This window comes from Bacillus cereus group sp. BceL291, assembly GCF_051776705.1.
Lineage (GTDB): Bacteria > Bacillota > Bacilli > Bacillales > Bacillaceae_G > Bacillus_A > Bacillus_A cereus.
On record NZ_JBPWAP010000094.1, the window covers coordinates 1 to 14,846 of the forward strand.

Consider the following 14,846-nt stretch of genomic DNA (forward strand, 5'->3'; position numbering starts at 1 on the left):
GGCAGAGAGGTCACACCCGTTCCCATACCGAACACGGAAGTTAAGCTCTCTAGCGCCGATGGTAGTTGGGACCTTGTCCCTGTGAGAGTAGGACGTCGCCAAGCAACTAAAAACACAAGTCATTTGACTTGTGTTTTTTTATTTCCCATGAAATAGATTTGGTTCCATTAATAAAAAATTTGAAATATAGTAAGGGATTTTTTGAGCAGAAATACTTAGAAATTGATAAATAAATGGATAATCTTCAGAACTATAACTGCCAAGTAAGTCATACCACCAATCTGTTTCATACCTAGAAATCATGCTTAAATTATAGAGCAATAAATAATGAATGAGGAGTTCAGGTAATATTGGCTTAGGATTTCTAGGATCAGTCGTAAGTGGCAAATAATAAGTATTAGTAAGATGTTCATAGTATAAAGGAGTACTGTACATAGGATTCCATGATTGAATGGGCGCTGTAAAAAGTAAATTCGATTGATTAGTCTTCTCAGGTACGTGCTGTATTGATAAATGCTTACAAGATGTTTCAATGTAACGAGAAAATCTCTCTTTAGTCATATGTAATCGATCTAGTAGGTTGACTGAAAAGGAGAGCTCATTTTTAATTGTTGAATCGATTTTATATAAAGTTGATCCTTTTTGACTATAACGAAATAAATTTTGTAATTCTGGAATATTTCCCATTAATTCTAACATGTTAAATTTTTCTGCTTCTAAGTGTTTCATGTGAAACAGTTGTTCTGCAACATGAGTAAATAATCCGTTTTTTTGTACCTTCACCTCATCTTCTAAAAATTGATACCCTTGTTTTTTTCGTTTGCGAGTTGTAACGCCATGAGCTAAAACAGTAGTGGATTCAGGATAGTTAGGGTCAATAGTTAGTAGGCATGCTTTAAAAAGTTGACTAATTCCATAAAATAACAACATTGGTTGAATGGAAAATGGAGCTGTCTTATATAATTCATAATAATTTTTTCCGTGTTCTAAGTAATAAATAAAGGGATAACAATTTTCAAAACTTTTTTTTTCGGCATCCTGAATAGAGGATTTTTCGTAACAACGGGCAAGATAACGTTGTACGTTTTGAGATGAAAAAAAGAAACTTAACTGCTGCCAAGTACAAGATGTTTGATGCATATATTACGCTCCTTTTATTGTCTAAAAATTCTAACATATATATACGTCCTTGACAGTATTTTAACCAATTGATAAGCTACTAATAATAATTTCTGGTATCATAGGGGGAACAATTATGTGGGAATCTAAATTTGTTAAAGAAGGTTTGACTTTTGATGATGTATTACTTGTACCAGCTAGGTCAGATATATTACCAAGAGAAGTAAGTGTTAAAACAGTTTTATCTGAAAGCTTACAGCTAAACATCCCGTTAATTAGTGCAGGAATGGATACAGTAACAGAAGCTGACATGGCTATTGCAATGGCTCGCCAGGGTGGTTTAGGAATTATTCATAAGAATATGTCTATTGAGCAACAAGCAGAGCAAGTTGATAAAGTAAAGCGCTCTGAAAGCGGCGTTATTTCAGATCCTTTCTTCTTAACTCCAGAACATCAAGTATATGATGCAGAACATCTTATGGGAAAATATCGTATCTCAGGTGTACCGGTTGTAAATAATTTAGATGAGCGAAAATTAGTTGGTATTATTACAAACCGTGATATGCGCTTCATCCAAGACTACTCAATCAAAATTTCTGACGTAATGACAAAAGAACAATTAATTACAGCTCCAGTTGGTACTACACTGGAAGAAGCTGAAAAGATCCTACAAAAGTATAAAATTGAAAAACTCCCTCTTGTTGATAATAACGGTGTATTACAAGGGCTTATTACAATAAAAGATATTGAAAAAGTAATTGAATTCCCAAACTCTGCTAAAGATAAGCAAGGACGCTTATTAGTTGGAGCAGCAGTTGGTGTAACAGCGGATGCTATGCTTCGCATCGATGCATTAGTAAAAGCTAGTGTAGATGCAATTGTACTTGATACAGCACATGGGCATTCTAAAGGTGTTATTGATAAGGTAAAAGAAGTTCGTGCTAAATATCCATCACTAAATATTATCGCTGGAAATGTTGCTACTGCTGAAGCAACGAAAGCACTAATTGAAGCTGGTGCAAACGTAGTTAAAGTTGGTATTGGACCAGGTTCTATTTGTACAACACGCGTTGTAGCCGGTGTTGGTGTACCACAATTAACTGCGGTTTATGATTGTGCAACAGAAGCTCGTAAACACGGCATTCCAGTTATTGCTGATGGCGGTATTAAGTACTCTGGTGATATGGTGAAAGCTTTAGCGGCAGGAGCACATGTTGTTATGCTAGGTAGCATGTTTGCAGGTGTTGCAGAAAGCCCTGGAGAAACTGAAATTTACCAAGGTCGTCAATTTAAAGTGTATCGTGGTATGGGTTCTGTCGGTGCGATGGAAAAAGGAAGTAAAGATCGTTACTTCCAAGAAGGCAATAAAAAACTTGTCCCAGAAGGTATTGAAGGACGAGTACCATATAAAGGACCTTTAGCAGATACAGTTCACCAATTAGTTGGTGGCTTACGTGCAGGTATGGGATATTGCGGAGCACAGGATTTAGAATTCTTACGCGAAAATGCACAATTCATTCGTATGTCAGGTGCTGGCTTACGTGAAAGTCATCCTCATCACGTACAAATTACAAAAGAGGCTCCAAACTACTCATTATAATGTCTTATATACAAATAGACAGAGATTTGATATCTCTGTCTATTTTTTTTTGATTATGTTAGAATAACGGTTATGTGAGTACATAGATATTGGGGGTAGCAAAAGTGAAAGGTATGTTTTGCAAAAGATTCATTGCTTTGGTAACAGTGCTTACACTAGCTTGTAGCATTTTTATGCCATATAGCAATGCATCAGCTGAAACAGGAGCCGCTTTAAACATTGAAGCAGGTGCGGCAATTTTAGTAGAAGCGAATTCTGGGAAAATTTTATATCAAAAGAATGCAGATGAATTATTATCCATTGCTAGTATGACAAAGATGATGAGTGAATATTTAGTTCACGAAGCAGTGGATAAAGGAAAACTTAAGTGGGACCAGAAAATTAAGGTTTCTGAATATGCATATAAGGTTTCACAAGATGCTTCATTATCAAATGTTGCATTAGAAAATGGTGGCTCTTATACAGTAAAAGAGTTATACGAGGCAATGGCAATCTTTTCTGCAAATGGTGCAACAATTGCATTAGCAGAAGCAATTGCAGGTAAAGAAGTAGACTTCGTAAAAATGATGAATGATAAATCGAAAGAACTAGGGTTGAAAAATTATAAATTTGTCAATTCTACAGGTTTAACGAATAAAGATTTAAAGGGAATGCATCCTGAAGGAACAACAGCGGATGAAGAAAATAAAATGTCTGCAAAGGATGTTGCAACTTTAGCACAACATTTAATTAAAGATTATCCAAAAGTGTTAGATACAGCAAAAATTCCTAAAAAAGAATTCCGTCCAGAAAAAGAGAAGTTTGCAATGTCGAACTGGAACTGGATGTTAAAGGGCTTAGTTAAAGAATATGATGGGGTAGACGGCCTAAAAACAGGCTCAACTCCAGAGGCAGGAGATTGCTTCACTGGTACGGTTGAAAGAAACGGAATGCGTTTTATTTCTGTAGTTATTAAAACAAGTTCTCATACAGCACGTTTTGATGAAACAAAGAAGCTATATGATTATGGATTTGCTAACTTTGAAGTAAAACAAATGTATAAAAAAGGTTCTTCAGTAAAAGGACAAGAAACAGTACGAGTAGAAAATGCGAAAGATAAAGATGTAGCAGTTCAAACGAAACAAGCTATTTCACTTCCAGTGCCAAAAGGAAGTAAAGATGTTTATAAAACGGAATTAAAAGAATCAAGCAAGGGACAAGAAGCACCTATTAAAAAGGGAGCTGCGCTTGGTCAAATGGTAATTACGCCAAAAGATACAAACGACCCTGGATTTTTAACTGGTAAGTCACTGCAAGTGGATCTTGTAACAACATCTGAAGTAGAAGAAGCAAACTGGTTTACTCGTGCTATGCGCGGAATTGGTTCATTCTTTAGTGGCATGTGGAATAGTGCTGTTGATACAGTAAAAGGTTGGTTTTAAAAGCTCCTCATGATAGGAGCTTTTTTTTATTCCTATTTTTCATACCGACTTTATGAAAAAGTAGTAGACAAGCATCTGATAGTTAGTGGTAGAATGTAAGAGTATTCTTAATTTTCGCCTTTAACGGGGGAAAGCAATTCACCTAGGGGGGTTTTTGTACATGACAAATGTAACAGGGACAGAACGTGTAAAACGTGGAATGGCAGAAATGCAAAAAGGCGGCGTTATTATGGACGTAGTTAACGCTGAACAAGCAAAAATTGCAGAAGAGGCAGGCGCAGTTGCCGTTATGGCATTAGAGCGTGTACCAGCAGATATTCGTGCAGCAGGTGGCGTTTCTCGTATGGCAGACCCAACAATTGTTGAAGAAGTTATGGGTGCGGTGTCAATTCCGGTTATGGCAAAATGCCGTATCGGTCACCTTGTAGAAGCACGTGTATTAGAATCATTAGGGGTAGACTATATCGATGAGAGTGAAGTATTAACTCCTGCTGATGAAGTATACCATTTAAATAAACGTGATTACACAGTTCCATTTGTATGTGGTTGCCGTGATATCGGAGAAGCTGCACGTCGTATTGCAGAAGGTGCATCTATGCTTCGTACAAAAGGTGAACCAGGAACAGGAAACATTGTAGAGGCAGTGCGTCATATGCGCCAAGTCAATGCAGAAATCCGTCAAGTTGCGAGTCTACGTGAAGATGAGTTAATGACATATGCAAAAAATACTGGCGCTCCTTACGAAGTATTACTTGAAATTAAACGTCTTGGTCGCTTACCAGTTGTAAACTTTGCGGCAGGTGGTGTAGCAACACCAGCAGATGCAGCATTAATGATGCAACTTGGTGCTGATGGGGTATTTGTTGGATCTGGTATCTTCAAATCAGAAAACCCAGAGAAATTTGCACGTGCAATCGTTGAAGCAACGACTCATTATGAAGATTACGAACTAATTGCAAGCCTTTCTAAAGGATTAGGTAATGCAATGAAGGGTGTCGAAATTTCAACGTTATTACCAGAACAACGCATGCAAGAGCGTGGATGGTAATTAAAGGAGAACTTTAAAATGGTGAAAATCGGTGTACTAGGTCTTCAAGGTGCAGTTCGTGAGCATGTAAAATCAGTTGAAGCAAGTGGTGCAGAAGCTGTTGTTGTAAAGCGTATAGAGCAACTTGAAGAGATTGATGGTCTTATTTTACCAGGCGGTGAAAGTACAACAATGCGCCGTCTTATTGATAAGTATGCTTTCATGGAACCACTTCGTACATTTGCAAAGTCTGGTAAACCAATGTTTGGTACATGTGCAGGGATGATTCTTCTTGCGAAAACACTTATTGGCTATGAAGAAGCACATATTGGTGCTATGGATATTACAGTTGAGCGTAATGCGTTCGGACGCCAAAAGGATAGTTTTGAAGCTGCGCTTTCAATTGAAGGCGTGGGTGAAGACTTCATTGGTGTATTTATCCGTGCGCCGTATGTTGTAGAAGTAGCTGATAATGTTGAAGTGCTTTCTAAGCATGGTGACCGAATGGTAGCGGTAAGACAAGATCAGTTTTTAGCTGCTTCATTCCATCCGGAATTAACAGATGATCATCGTGTGACAGCATACTTTGTTGAAATGGTAAAAGAAGCGAAAATGAAAAAAGTTGTATAAGTAACTTGCAACTTGTATAAGATTATAGTAAATTGATGGTAACAATTTTATAAAATAAGCGTGTTGATAGGAAATAGTAACAAATGTCGTTTCTTATAGAGAGTCGATGGTTGGTGGAAATCGATAGAAACAGTTTGTGAATCCATCCTGGAATGGAATGTGGAATATCTTTTGGATTAGTAAGCATTCCCGGTGAAGAGCCGTTATTTCTACTTGAGAGGAAAGCGGTAATGCTTTCAACTAGGGTGGCAACGCGGGTTAACTCCCGTCCCTTTATATAGGGACGGGAGTTTTTTGTGTTTTATAAAATAAAAGGAGGAGTATATAATGCTTGATATTAAATTTTTACGTACAAACTTTGAAGAAGTAAAAGCGAAATTACAGCATAGAGGCGAAGATTTAACTGATTTCGGCCGTTTTGAAGAACTTGATACGAGAAGAAGAGAACTACTTGTTCAGACAGAAGAATTAAAAAGTAAACGTAACGAAGTATCTCAACAAATTTCTGTATTAAAGCGCGAAAAGAAAGATGCAGAGGCTCTAATTTTAGAAATGCGTGAGGTTGGAGAAAAAGTAAAGGATCTTGATAACGAACTTCGTACAGTTGAAGAAGACTTAGAAAGATTAATGTTATCTATTCCAAATATCCCTCATGAATCTGCTCCAGTTGGTGAAACAGAGGATGATAATGTAGTAGCACGTACTTGGGGAGAAGTGAAAGAATTTACTTTTGAGCCAAAACCACATTGGGATCTTGCTACTGATTTAGGAATTTTAGATTTTGAACGCGCTGGGAAAGTAACAGGAAGCCGCTTCGTATTTTACAAAGGTGCTGGTGCAAGATTAGAGCGTGCTTTAATTAGCTTTATGCTTGATCTTCATACTGATGAGCATGGATATGAAGAAGTATTACCTCCATATATGGTAAACCGTGCAAGTATGACGGGAACAGGACAACTTCCAAAGTTTGAAGAAGATGCATTCCGTATTGAAAGTGAAGATTACTTCTTAATTCCAACAGCTGAAGTACCTGTAACGAATATGCATCGTGATGAGATTTTAAATAAAGAGCAATTGCCTATAAGATATGCTGCATTTAGCTCTTGCTTCCGTTCTGAAGCAGGTTCAGCTGGTCGTGATACACGTGGTTTAATTCGCCAGCATCAGTTCAATAAAGTAGAGCTTGTGAAGTTCGTAAAACCAGAAGATTCTTATGAAGAATTAGAAAAATTAACAAATGATGCAGAACGCGTGTTACAATTATTAGAGTTGCCATATCGCGTTATGAGCATGTGCACAGGCGATTTAGGATTTACAGCAGCGAAGAAATACGATATTGAAGTATGGATTCCAAGCTATGGCACATATCGTGAAATTTCTTCTTGTAGTAATTTTGAAGCTTTCCAAGCGAGACGTGCAAATATCCGTTTCCGCCGTGAGCCAAATGGAAAACCAGAACATGTTCATACATTAAATGGATCTGGTCTTGCAATCGGACGTACGGTTGCAGCTATTTTAGAGAACTACCAACAAGAAGATGGTACAATTATAATTCCAGAAGTTCTTCGCCCTTATATGGGAGGAAAAACAGTTATTAAGTAAATTTAAACATTCATCGGTATGAGTGATTGGTAATTATGAGCGTTGTCAGTACTGTAATGTAGGAAGGGAAAAGTAAAATTTTCCTTTCCTCATAATTTATTTTAGTAGGGTTGACTAACTGTTTTTCTTTTGATATTATATTTGATGTCAATATGGAGGTATACCCAAGTCTGGCTGAAGGGATCGGTCTTGAAAACCGACAGGCGGCGAGAGTCGCGCGGGGGTTCGAATCCCTCTACCTCCTCCAGATATAATTGACAACAGCGCATATAAGTGGAGATTGGAGAACTCGTTACCAACACGTAACGAGTTTTTATTTTAAAACCAATCATAAAGTATGGTGTAAGGTAATTTTGTCCTTATTACACACTCATATTCCGATGATTATCTTCATAGATATGAAAGGAGTCAACATGGATCTTATTATACAAACGTTTCCTTTAGATGGAAAAACTTTATATTATGTACAATGTCCTGTCTGTAAGAACAATAGAATTTTAAACAGTGGTGCAAACGTATCACGCATTATTAGTGATGATACATTCCGTAAACTTTGTGGTTGTACTTGTGATGTAAAACAAGCTACGAGTAAAGTAGAGGCGCCAAAACAAGTTAAAAAAGCAGCTGTAAAGAAAGCGGCGGCTCCAAAACGTACAGGTAAAGTATTAACGGCAGTAATTAACGGGAAAGAAATGACTGTTAAAGAGATTGCTGAAGCATACGATATTAGTACAAGTACTGTTCGTCAGCGCATTAACGCAGGAAAACCTGAGAGTGAAATTATTGCTCCAACAAAGAAGAAGTAATTTAATAGGAAAACCCGTGCATATGCACGGGTTTTTTATTTTACAAGTTTACGTGTTTGTTTTAAAAAATGGCCAATTTTTTTAATGATTGGTTCGATTGAATCACCATCTTTTAAAATATCGTACTCATTAATATTTAAGCGTAATACAGGGCATGAATTAAAGTTGTTAATCCAGTTTTCATAACGTCCATGCATTTCTTTCCAGTACTCAATTGGTGTTTGCTGTTCCATTGGGCGCCCGCGTTCTTGAATACGATCGACAATATCATCGAAAGAACCTTCTAAGTAAATTAATAAGTCTGGATGAGGGAAGTAAGGAGTCATGACCATAGCGTCAAATAAACCTTTGTATGTTTCATAATCAGTTTCCGTCATTGTTCCTTTTTCATGATGCATCTTTGCGAAAATTCCAGTGTCTTCGTAAATGGAACGATCTTGAACAAAACCGCCACCATATTCAAAAATTCTTTTTTGTTCCTTAAATCGTTCTGCTAAAAAGTACACTTGTAGGTGGAAGCTCCAGCGAGTGAAGTCCGCATAGAACTTGTCCAAATATGGATTGGAATCTACTTTTTCAAATGATGTGCGATAACCTAAAGCATTAGCTAATGCAGTTGTCATAGTTGATTTACCCACACCTACCGTTCCGGCGATAGTGATTACTGCGTCATTGGGTATATCATATTTTTGCCTTAAATTCATTATTATTTCGACTCCTTTAAGAGAGTATTTTGAAGGGCAGATAGGATGACGTTTAAATCATCAGGATTTTTTACAAAATCCATATCGTCTCCATTAAATTTCAATACTGGTATTTCCGGATGATCTTTTTTAAAAGCATCCATTGCTGTTTCATAATCTTTTGTGAGCTGTAGTAAGTAATTTGGATCCATGTTTTTTTCAAATTCTCTTCCGCGCATGGCGATTCGTTTTTGCAATGTTTCTAGGCTAGCTGTTAAATAAACAATGACATTTGGCACAGGCATATCTTGTGTAAGGATACGATAAATTTGCATGTATTTGTCATATTGGGAGTCTTTTAATGTGCGGGATGCAAAAATTAAATTTTTAAAGATATGGTAATCCGCTACTACTGGTTTCCTTTGATTCAAATACTTTATGTTAATGTCTTCTAATTGTTTGTATCTATTACAAAGAAAGAACATCTCTGTTTGAAAACTCCATTCGTCGATGTCTTCATAGAACTTTCCTAAAAAGGGATTTTCATCAACAATCTCTTTTAGTAAGTGGAGTTGCATGTGAGTTGAAATTTCCTTCGCAAGTGAAGTTTTTCCAACACCAATTGGTCCTTCAACCGTGATAAATGGTACTCCGGTCACGCTGTTTCCTCCTTTCAATCAGTGATTTACCGTGACTACTAAAAACACAAAACAGAATTATTGTAGCACAAGAGGGAAGCGAGCGGGTTAATTTGATATAAAAAGTTAGAAAATAGATATATGTATTAATTAAATTTTATTTTGGTTGATGATGTTATAGTTGCTTTCAATGTAGTTTCCATTATTTTTAAAGCATGTATATTATCTTGGTCGTTGTTAGAGGCGATACAATCCTCTGGTACATACAATGTATAATTTCTCATATGAGCATCATTAGCTGTAAATAGGATACATATATTTCCGGCAACCCCTGTTAATATTAGATTTTCTATTTTTAAATAACCTAGTAATGAATTTAAAGGTGTTTCATAAAAAGCGGAATAATGTGGTTTAATAAAAATGTAATCATCAGAACTTGGAGCAATCTTATGGATTATGTTTTCGCTATATTCATTTGTACAATGAGTAATAAGTTGGTCGATATCAGATCTCCACAGTTGATAATGGTCATTAACGTAAATTATAGGACAGCCGAAGGATTTCATTTTTTTCTTTAATTGTAAAATAGGGTTTGTTATAATTTTACATTTTTTAGCTAGAATGGGTCCGTGGGAAAATTGAAAGTCATTAATCATATCGATAATGAGCAAGGCGGTATTTTTCATATGTAATCCCCTCTCTTTTTTCTTTTAGGGTGGATTGAATTTGTAAAAGTTATCCCCTGTGTAGTAAATGGAAATAAGTGTACTTTATTTGTAATGAAAGGACTATGTTATGGAACAAGATCAAGATATTTATTTTATGCAATTAGCGATAGAAGAAGCTAAAAAGGCAGAGGAAATACAGGAAGTACCAATTGGAGCAGTTATAGTGTTAGATGGTGAGGTAATTAGTGTTGCCCATAATTTAAGGGAAACTGAGCAGAGATCAATAGCTCATGCTGAGTTGCTAGCGATAGATGAGGCGTGTAAAAAATTAGGGACATGGCGTTTAGAAGATGCAACATTGTATGTAACATTAGAACCTTGTCCAATGTGTGCAGGTGGAATTGTTTTATCACGAGTGAAGCGAGTTGTATATGGTGCAAGTGATCCGAAGGGCGGATGTGCAGGGACATTGATGAATCTTTTAACGGATGAACGCTTCAATCATCAATGTGAAGTAGTATCTGGTGTACTAGAGGAAGAATGCGGTACGTTGTTAACAAGCTTTTTTAGAGAGCTTCGTAAAAAAAGAAAAGCAATAAAAAAATTAGAGAAGAATACTGGGAACTAACGTATTTGCATTTTATAAAGAAACAAGTTATACTGATAATGCCTTTAATGAAGGCAACCGAATATTGGTTTTAACTTTGCCGTGCTAAGCGGGGAGGTAGCGGTGCCCTATACTCGCAATCCGCTCTAGCGAGGCCGAATCCCCTCTCGAGGTTATGTTGCTGTAAGGTCTGCCTTAAGTAAGTGGTGTTGACGTTTGGGTCCTGCGCAACGGGACCCCGTGAACCTTGTCAGGTCCGGAAGGAAGCAGCAATAAGCGGGTCTTCTCGTGTGCCGCAGGAGTGCCTGAACCGAGCTAACTGCTTGAGTAACGCTTATGGTACGTAATCGACGGAGGGTGCACGGCAGTTATATATGTATACAAAACTCACCTTAATACAAAGGTGAGTTTTTTGTATAGAAAATAACTTTTGGAATCTATAAACAGAATGGGTTATAATAAATGAGATAATAACCTTTGAGGGAGGCCGTATTTTCGTGTCATACCAAGCGTTATACCGAACATGGAGACCGCAAAAGTTCGAAGATGTAGTCGGTCAAAAGCACGTGACAAAAACGTTGCAAAATGCCCTTCTTCAAGAGAAAGTTTCACATGCTTATTTATTTTCTGGCCCGAGGGGAACAGGAAAAACGACAATTGCAAAAGTATTTGCAAAAGCAATTAACTGTGAACATGCTCCGGTAGCTGAACCTTGTAATGAATGTCCTTCTTGTTTAGGAATTACACAAGGATCCATTTCAGATGTATTAGAAATTGATGCGGCTTCAAATAACGGTGTAGATGAAATTCGAGATATTAGAGATAAAGTAAAATATGCTCCAAGTGCTGTAGAATATAAAGTATACATTATTGATGAAGTTCACATGCTTTCTATGGGTGCATTCAATGCGCTTTTAAAAACCTTAGAAGAGCCGCCAGGACATGTTATCTTTATTTTGGCGACAACAGAACCTCATAAGATCCCGCCTACAATTATTTCACGTTGTCAGCGTTTTGAATTCCGAAAAATATCAGTGAATGATATTGTTGAGAGATTATCAACGGTCGTGACAAATGAAGGTACGCAAGTGGAAGATGAGGCATTACAAATTGTTGCGCGTGCTGCTGAAGGTGGTATGCGTGACGCACTTAGTCTTATTGATCAGGCTATATCTTATAGTGATGAGACCGTTACGACAGAAGATGTATTGGCCGTAACAGGATCTGTTTCTCAGCAATACTTAGGCAATTTAGTAGAATGCATACGTGAAAATGATGTATCAAGAGCATTGCAAATCATAGATGAAATGATGAGTAAAGGGAAGGATCCAGTTCGTTTTATGGAGGATTTCATTTACTATTATCGTGATATGCTTTTATATCAAACTTCGCCGCAACTAGAACATATGTTGGAACGAGTAATTGTAGATGATCAATTCCGTAAGTTGAGTGAAGAAATGCAACCGGAAGTGATCTATGAGATTATTCATACCCTTAGTAAGGGACAACAGGAAATGAAGTGGACAAATCATCCGCGTATTTTCTTAGAAGTTGTTATGGTGCAATTGTGTCAACAGTTTATGATGCAAGCAAATGGTACAGATCGTTTGCAAGCAATTATGAACAGGATGCAGCAACTGGAGAAAGAGTTAGAGCAAGTTAAAAAGAACGGTGTGCCAGCTGGTGTACAACAGGAAGTAAGAGAGACACGTGCAACACCAAAGCCGGTAAGAACAGGAAGTATGAAGATTCCTGTCGGACGTGTAAATGAAGTATTAAAACAAGCGAAGCGTCAAGATTTAGAACAATTAAAAGCTGTATGGGGTGAGTTGTTAGGAAGACTCAAATCATATAACAAAGTAGCGTTTGCTGTTTTACTAGAAAATAGCGAACCAGTGGCAGCTTCAGATGACACTTACGTTTTAGCATTTCAATATGAGATTCACTGTAAGATGGCGAGCGAAAATCGAGAAGCTATGGATACAGTAGAACAAGCTTTATTTGAATTGCTAAGTAAAAGGTTAAATATGATTGCCATTCCAAAAAGTGAATGGGGTAAAATCCGTGAAGACTTTTTACAACGTGAAGGTGGAGAGTCTGAAGAAAGCCCAGAGAAAAAGGAAGATCCTCTTATAGAAGAGGCAGTGAAATTAGTAGGGCAAGAACTCATTGAAATAAAAGAGTAATAATAATTAGGAGGAATTAATTATGATGCGTGGCGGAATGGGAAATATGAATAACATGATGAAACAAATGCAAAAGATGCAAAAGGACATGGCGAAAGCACAAGAAGAGCTTGGTGAAAAAACAGTTGAAGGTACAGCTGGCGGCGGAATGATTACAGTTATCGCAAATGGTCACAAGCAAATTCTTGAAGTGAAGATTAAAGAAGAAGTTGTAGATCCAGAAGATATCGAAATGCTACAAGACTTAGTATTAGCTGCAACAAATGATGCACTTAAAAAGGCTGATGAGCTTTCAAACTCTACAATGGGTAAATTTACAAAAGGCTTAAACTTACCAGGTGGAATGTTCTAGGAGGATATTGATACATGCATTATCCAGAACCAATATCAAAACTAATCGATAGTTTTATGAAGTTGCCAGGTATCGGACCGAAAACAGCGGTTCGATTGGCATTTTTCGTATTAGATATGAAAGAAGATGATGTGTTAGGTTTCGCGAAAGCACTTGTAAATGCGAAGCGAGATTTAGCGTACTGTTCTGTATGCGGACATATTACTGATCGTGATCCTTGTTATATTTGTAATGATTCACATCGAGATCAATCAGTTGTTTGTGTCGTACAAGAACCGAAAGATGTAATCGCGATGGAAAAAATGAAAGAGTATCAAGGTGTATATCATGTGTTACGTGGTGCGATTTCTCCTATGGAGGGAATTGGACCGGAAGACATTAATATCCCGCAACTCTTAAAGCGACTACATGATGAAACGGTACAAGAAGTGATATTAGCAACAAACCCTAATATTGAAGGGGAAGCTACAGCGATGTATATCTCCCGCCTCTTAAAACCTACAGGCATTAAAGTAACTCGTATTGCACATGGTCTGCCAGTTGGTGGAGATTTAGAATATGCAGATGAAGTGACATTATCCAAAGCGTTAGAAGGTCGCAGAGAAGTATAAGAGGAGAAACGAAAATGTTCTTTCAAAAAAAGGGTAAATTGCGTAAAGAGTATGACGATAAGTTAATTGTACTTTTGGAAAAAGTGAAGAATGAGTGGTTACGTCAGAAGAGAATGGTCGAACAAAGTGTAGAACCGTCTCAAGATGTCATTTGTTCTTTGAAAATAGCAGAGGCGAAATATTTCTTTTTGTTGAAAGAAGCAAAGCGTCGTCCTGTAAAAATGGAACAATGGTAAAAGGTTCTGCTTTCTAAGCAGGCCTTTTTATTTTATTTGTTAAATGCTGAGGTATCGTTTTATTTAGTTTATATAAAAGAGATGCTGCATATGATAACTGTTCTTTTTTATTGTCTTGTCCCATACAAATAGATGTATAGGTCATTCATAAGGAGGAAAAAATGAATTCTACAATTATTATTGTTGGCATTCTTACTTTAGTATTTATTTTTCTTGTTTTTGGTGTTGCCTCTAAGCCATTACGTTTTATAGGTAAGGTGATTTTTCATGTTACTTTAGGAATAGCATTGCTTTTTATCGTAAATGTTGTAGGGACATATTTTGATTTTCATATCCCGATTAACATGGGGACAGCAGCAATAACGAGTTTGTTAGGCTTACCGGGTGTGGCAGCGTTAGTGATTATTAAGCTTTATATCATGCCAAGATAAAATTATTTTGGCATTTTTTTAAAAAGTGTTGACTATTAAATGATTAATATGGTAAATTAATAAGCGTCGTCAGCAACGAAAGAAAAAAGCTGTTGACAGATTTAACGATAAGTGTTAAATTATAAAAGTCGCTGAAACGCGATATTGAACTTTGAAAACTAAACGAAACAAACAACGTGAAACGTCAATTTTTATTTTAGATGCTAGACAAACTAACTTTATTGGAGAG

16 protein-coding genes, 1 tRNA gene, 1 rRNA gene, 1 other RNA gene and 1 other annotated feature are annotated in these 14,846 nt (G+C 36.9%); of the genes, 15 read left to right on the forward strand and 4 right to left on the reverse strand.

Features of this window, described 5'->3' with window-relative positions; translation table 11 throughout:
* A 5S ribosomal RNA gene (rrf, locus tag ACS2CR_RS30130) occupies window positions 1-104 on the forward strand; the annotation flags it as partial.
* 34 nt (window positions 105-138) lie between these two features.
* Here rrf and ACS2CR_RS30135 read toward each other — a convergent pair.
* Window positions 139-1,140: a YaaC family protein gene (locus ACS2CR_RS30135; RefSeq protein ID WP_000554291.1), complete on the reverse strand. Its 1,002-nt coding sequence runs from the start codon at window positions 1,138-1,140 to the stop codon at window positions 139-141.
* A gap of 115 nt (window positions 1,141-1,255) precedes the next feature.
* On the opposite strand from ACS2CR_RS30135, the gene guaB reads away from it, so the two are divergent.
* The 7 genes from guaB (at window position 1,256) to ACS2CR_RS30170 (ending at window position 8,205) form a co-directional block, all read left to right on the forward strand.
* The gene (gene guaB / locus ACS2CR_RS30140) at window positions 1,256-2,719 is read left to right on the forward strand and encodes an IMP dehydrogenase (protein ID WP_000264088.1); all 1,464 of its coding nucleotides are present in this window, start codon (window positions 1,256-1,258) and stop codon (window positions 2,717-2,719) included.
* Between the two features lie 113 nt (window positions 2,720-2,832).
* On the forward strand, window positions 2,833-4,140 hold the full coding sequence (dacA, locus tag ACS2CR_RS30145) for a D-alanyl-D-alanine carboxypeptidase DacA (protein ID WP_125653127.1): 1,308 nt from the start codon (window positions 2,833-2,835) through the stop codon (window positions 4,138-4,140).
* Window positions 4,141-4,300: 160 nt separating this feature from the next.
* Entirely contained in the window at window positions 4,301-5,188 is an 888-nt protein-coding gene (gene pdxS / locus ACS2CR_RS30150) for a pyridoxal 5'-phosphate synthase lyase subunit PdxS (protein WP_000186165.1), read from the forward strand.
* Window positions 5,189-5,206: 18 nt separating this feature from the next.
* On the forward strand, window positions 5,207-5,797 hold the full coding sequence (gene pdxT / locus ACS2CR_RS30155; RefSeq protein WP_000238783.1) for a pyridoxal 5'-phosphate synthase glutaminase subunit PdxT: 591 nt from the start codon (window positions 5,207-5,209) through the stop codon (window positions 5,795-5,797).
* A 54-nt stretch (window positions 5,798-5,851) separates the two neighbouring features.
* Window positions 5,852-6,073: a binding site (T-box leader), on the forward strand.
* A 51-nt stretch (window positions 6,074-6,124) separates the two neighbouring features.
* A complete protein-coding gene (serS, locus tag ACS2CR_RS30160; protein WP_000884186.1) occupies window positions 6,125-7,399 on the forward strand; it encodes a serine--tRNA ligase in 1,275 nt (424 codons plus the stop codon).
* 154 nt (window positions 7,400-7,553) lie between these two features.
* Window positions 7,554-7,646, forward strand: a tRNA-Ser gene (locus tag ACS2CR_RS30165).
* Between the two features lie 166 nt (window positions 7,647-7,812).
* Window positions 7,813-8,205 carry a DUF3797 domain-containing protein gene (locus ACS2CR_RS30170; RefSeq protein ID WP_000364196.1) on the forward strand — a complete coding sequence of 131 codons (393 nt, stop codon included), beginning with the start codon at window positions 7,813-7,815 and terminating at the stop codon, window positions 8,203-8,205.
* 35 nt (window positions 8,206-8,240) lie between these two features.
* Here the strand turns inward: ACS2CR_RS30170 and ACS2CR_RS30175 are convergent, their stop codons facing one another.
* From ACS2CR_RS30175 to ACS2CR_RS30185, 3 genes are all read right to left on the reverse strand, one after another.
* Window positions 8,241-8,909: a deoxynucleoside kinase gene (locus ACS2CR_RS30175; RefSeq protein ID WP_001053585.1), complete on the reverse strand. Its 669-nt coding sequence runs from the start codon at window positions 8,907-8,909 to the stop codon at window positions 8,241-8,243.
* Between the two features lie 2 nt (window positions 8,910-8,911).
* The gene (locus ACS2CR_RS30180; RefSeq protein ID WP_000148218.1) at window positions 8,912-9,547 is read right to left on the reverse strand and encodes a deoxynucleoside kinase; all 636 of its coding nucleotides are present in this window, start codon (window positions 9,545-9,547) and stop codon (window positions 8,912-8,914) included.
* Between the two features lie 125 nt (window positions 9,548-9,672).
* Window positions 9,673-10,212 carry an isochorismatase family cysteine hydrolase gene (locus ACS2CR_RS30185; protein WP_053512357.1) on the reverse strand — a complete coding sequence of 180 codons (540 nt, stop codon included), beginning with the start codon at window positions 10,210-10,212 and terminating at the stop codon, window positions 9,673-9,675.
* Between the two features lie 109 nt (window positions 10,213-10,321).
* On the opposite strand from ACS2CR_RS30185, the gene tadA reads away from it, so the two are divergent.
* The 7 genes from tadA (at window position 10,322) to ACS2CR_RS30220 (ending at window position 14,617) form a co-directional block, all read left to right on the forward strand.
* A complete protein-coding gene (gene tadA, locus ACS2CR_RS30190) occupies window positions 10,322-10,822 on the forward strand; it encodes a tRNA adenosine(34) deaminase TadA (RefSeq protein ID WP_000434332.1) in 501 nt (166 codons plus the stop codon).
* A gap of 79 nt (window positions 10,823-10,901) precedes the next feature.
* An RNA gene (gene ffs, locus ACS2CR_RS30195) (signal recognition particle sRNA large type) lies at window positions 10,902-11,166 on the forward strand.
* A gap of 132 nt (window positions 11,167-11,298) precedes the next feature.
* The gene (gene dnaX, locus ACS2CR_RS30200; RefSeq protein WP_000121575.1) at window positions 11,299-12,987 is read left to right on the forward strand and encodes a DNA polymerase III subunit gamma/tau; all 1,689 of its coding nucleotides are present in this window, start codon (window positions 11,299-11,301) and stop codon (window positions 12,985-12,987) included.
* Window positions 12,988-13,012: 25 nt separating this feature from the next.
* Entirely contained in the window at window positions 13,013-13,339 is a 327-nt protein-coding gene (locus tag ACS2CR_RS30205; protein ID WP_014894853.1) for a YbaB/EbfC family nucleoid-associated protein, read from the forward strand.
* Window positions 13,340-13,353: 14 nt separating this feature from the next.
* On the forward strand, window positions 13,354-13,950 hold the full coding sequence (recR, locus tag ACS2CR_RS30210) for a recombination protein RecR (RefSeq protein ID WP_000559169.1): 597 nt from the start codon (window positions 13,354-13,356) through the stop codon (window positions 13,948-13,950).
* A 14-nt stretch (window positions 13,951-13,964) separates the two neighbouring features.
* Entirely contained in the window at window positions 13,965-14,186 is a 222-nt protein-coding gene (locus tag ACS2CR_RS30215) for a YaaL family protein (RefSeq protein ID WP_000466019.1), read from the forward strand.
* Between the two features lie 161 nt (window positions 14,187-14,347).
* A complete protein-coding gene (locus ACS2CR_RS30220; protein ID WP_001089273.1) occupies window positions 14,348-14,617 on the forward strand; it encodes a pro-sigmaK processing inhibitor BofA family protein in 270 nt (89 codons plus the stop codon).
* The last annotated feature ends 229 nt before the right edge of the window (window positions 14,618-14,846 follow it).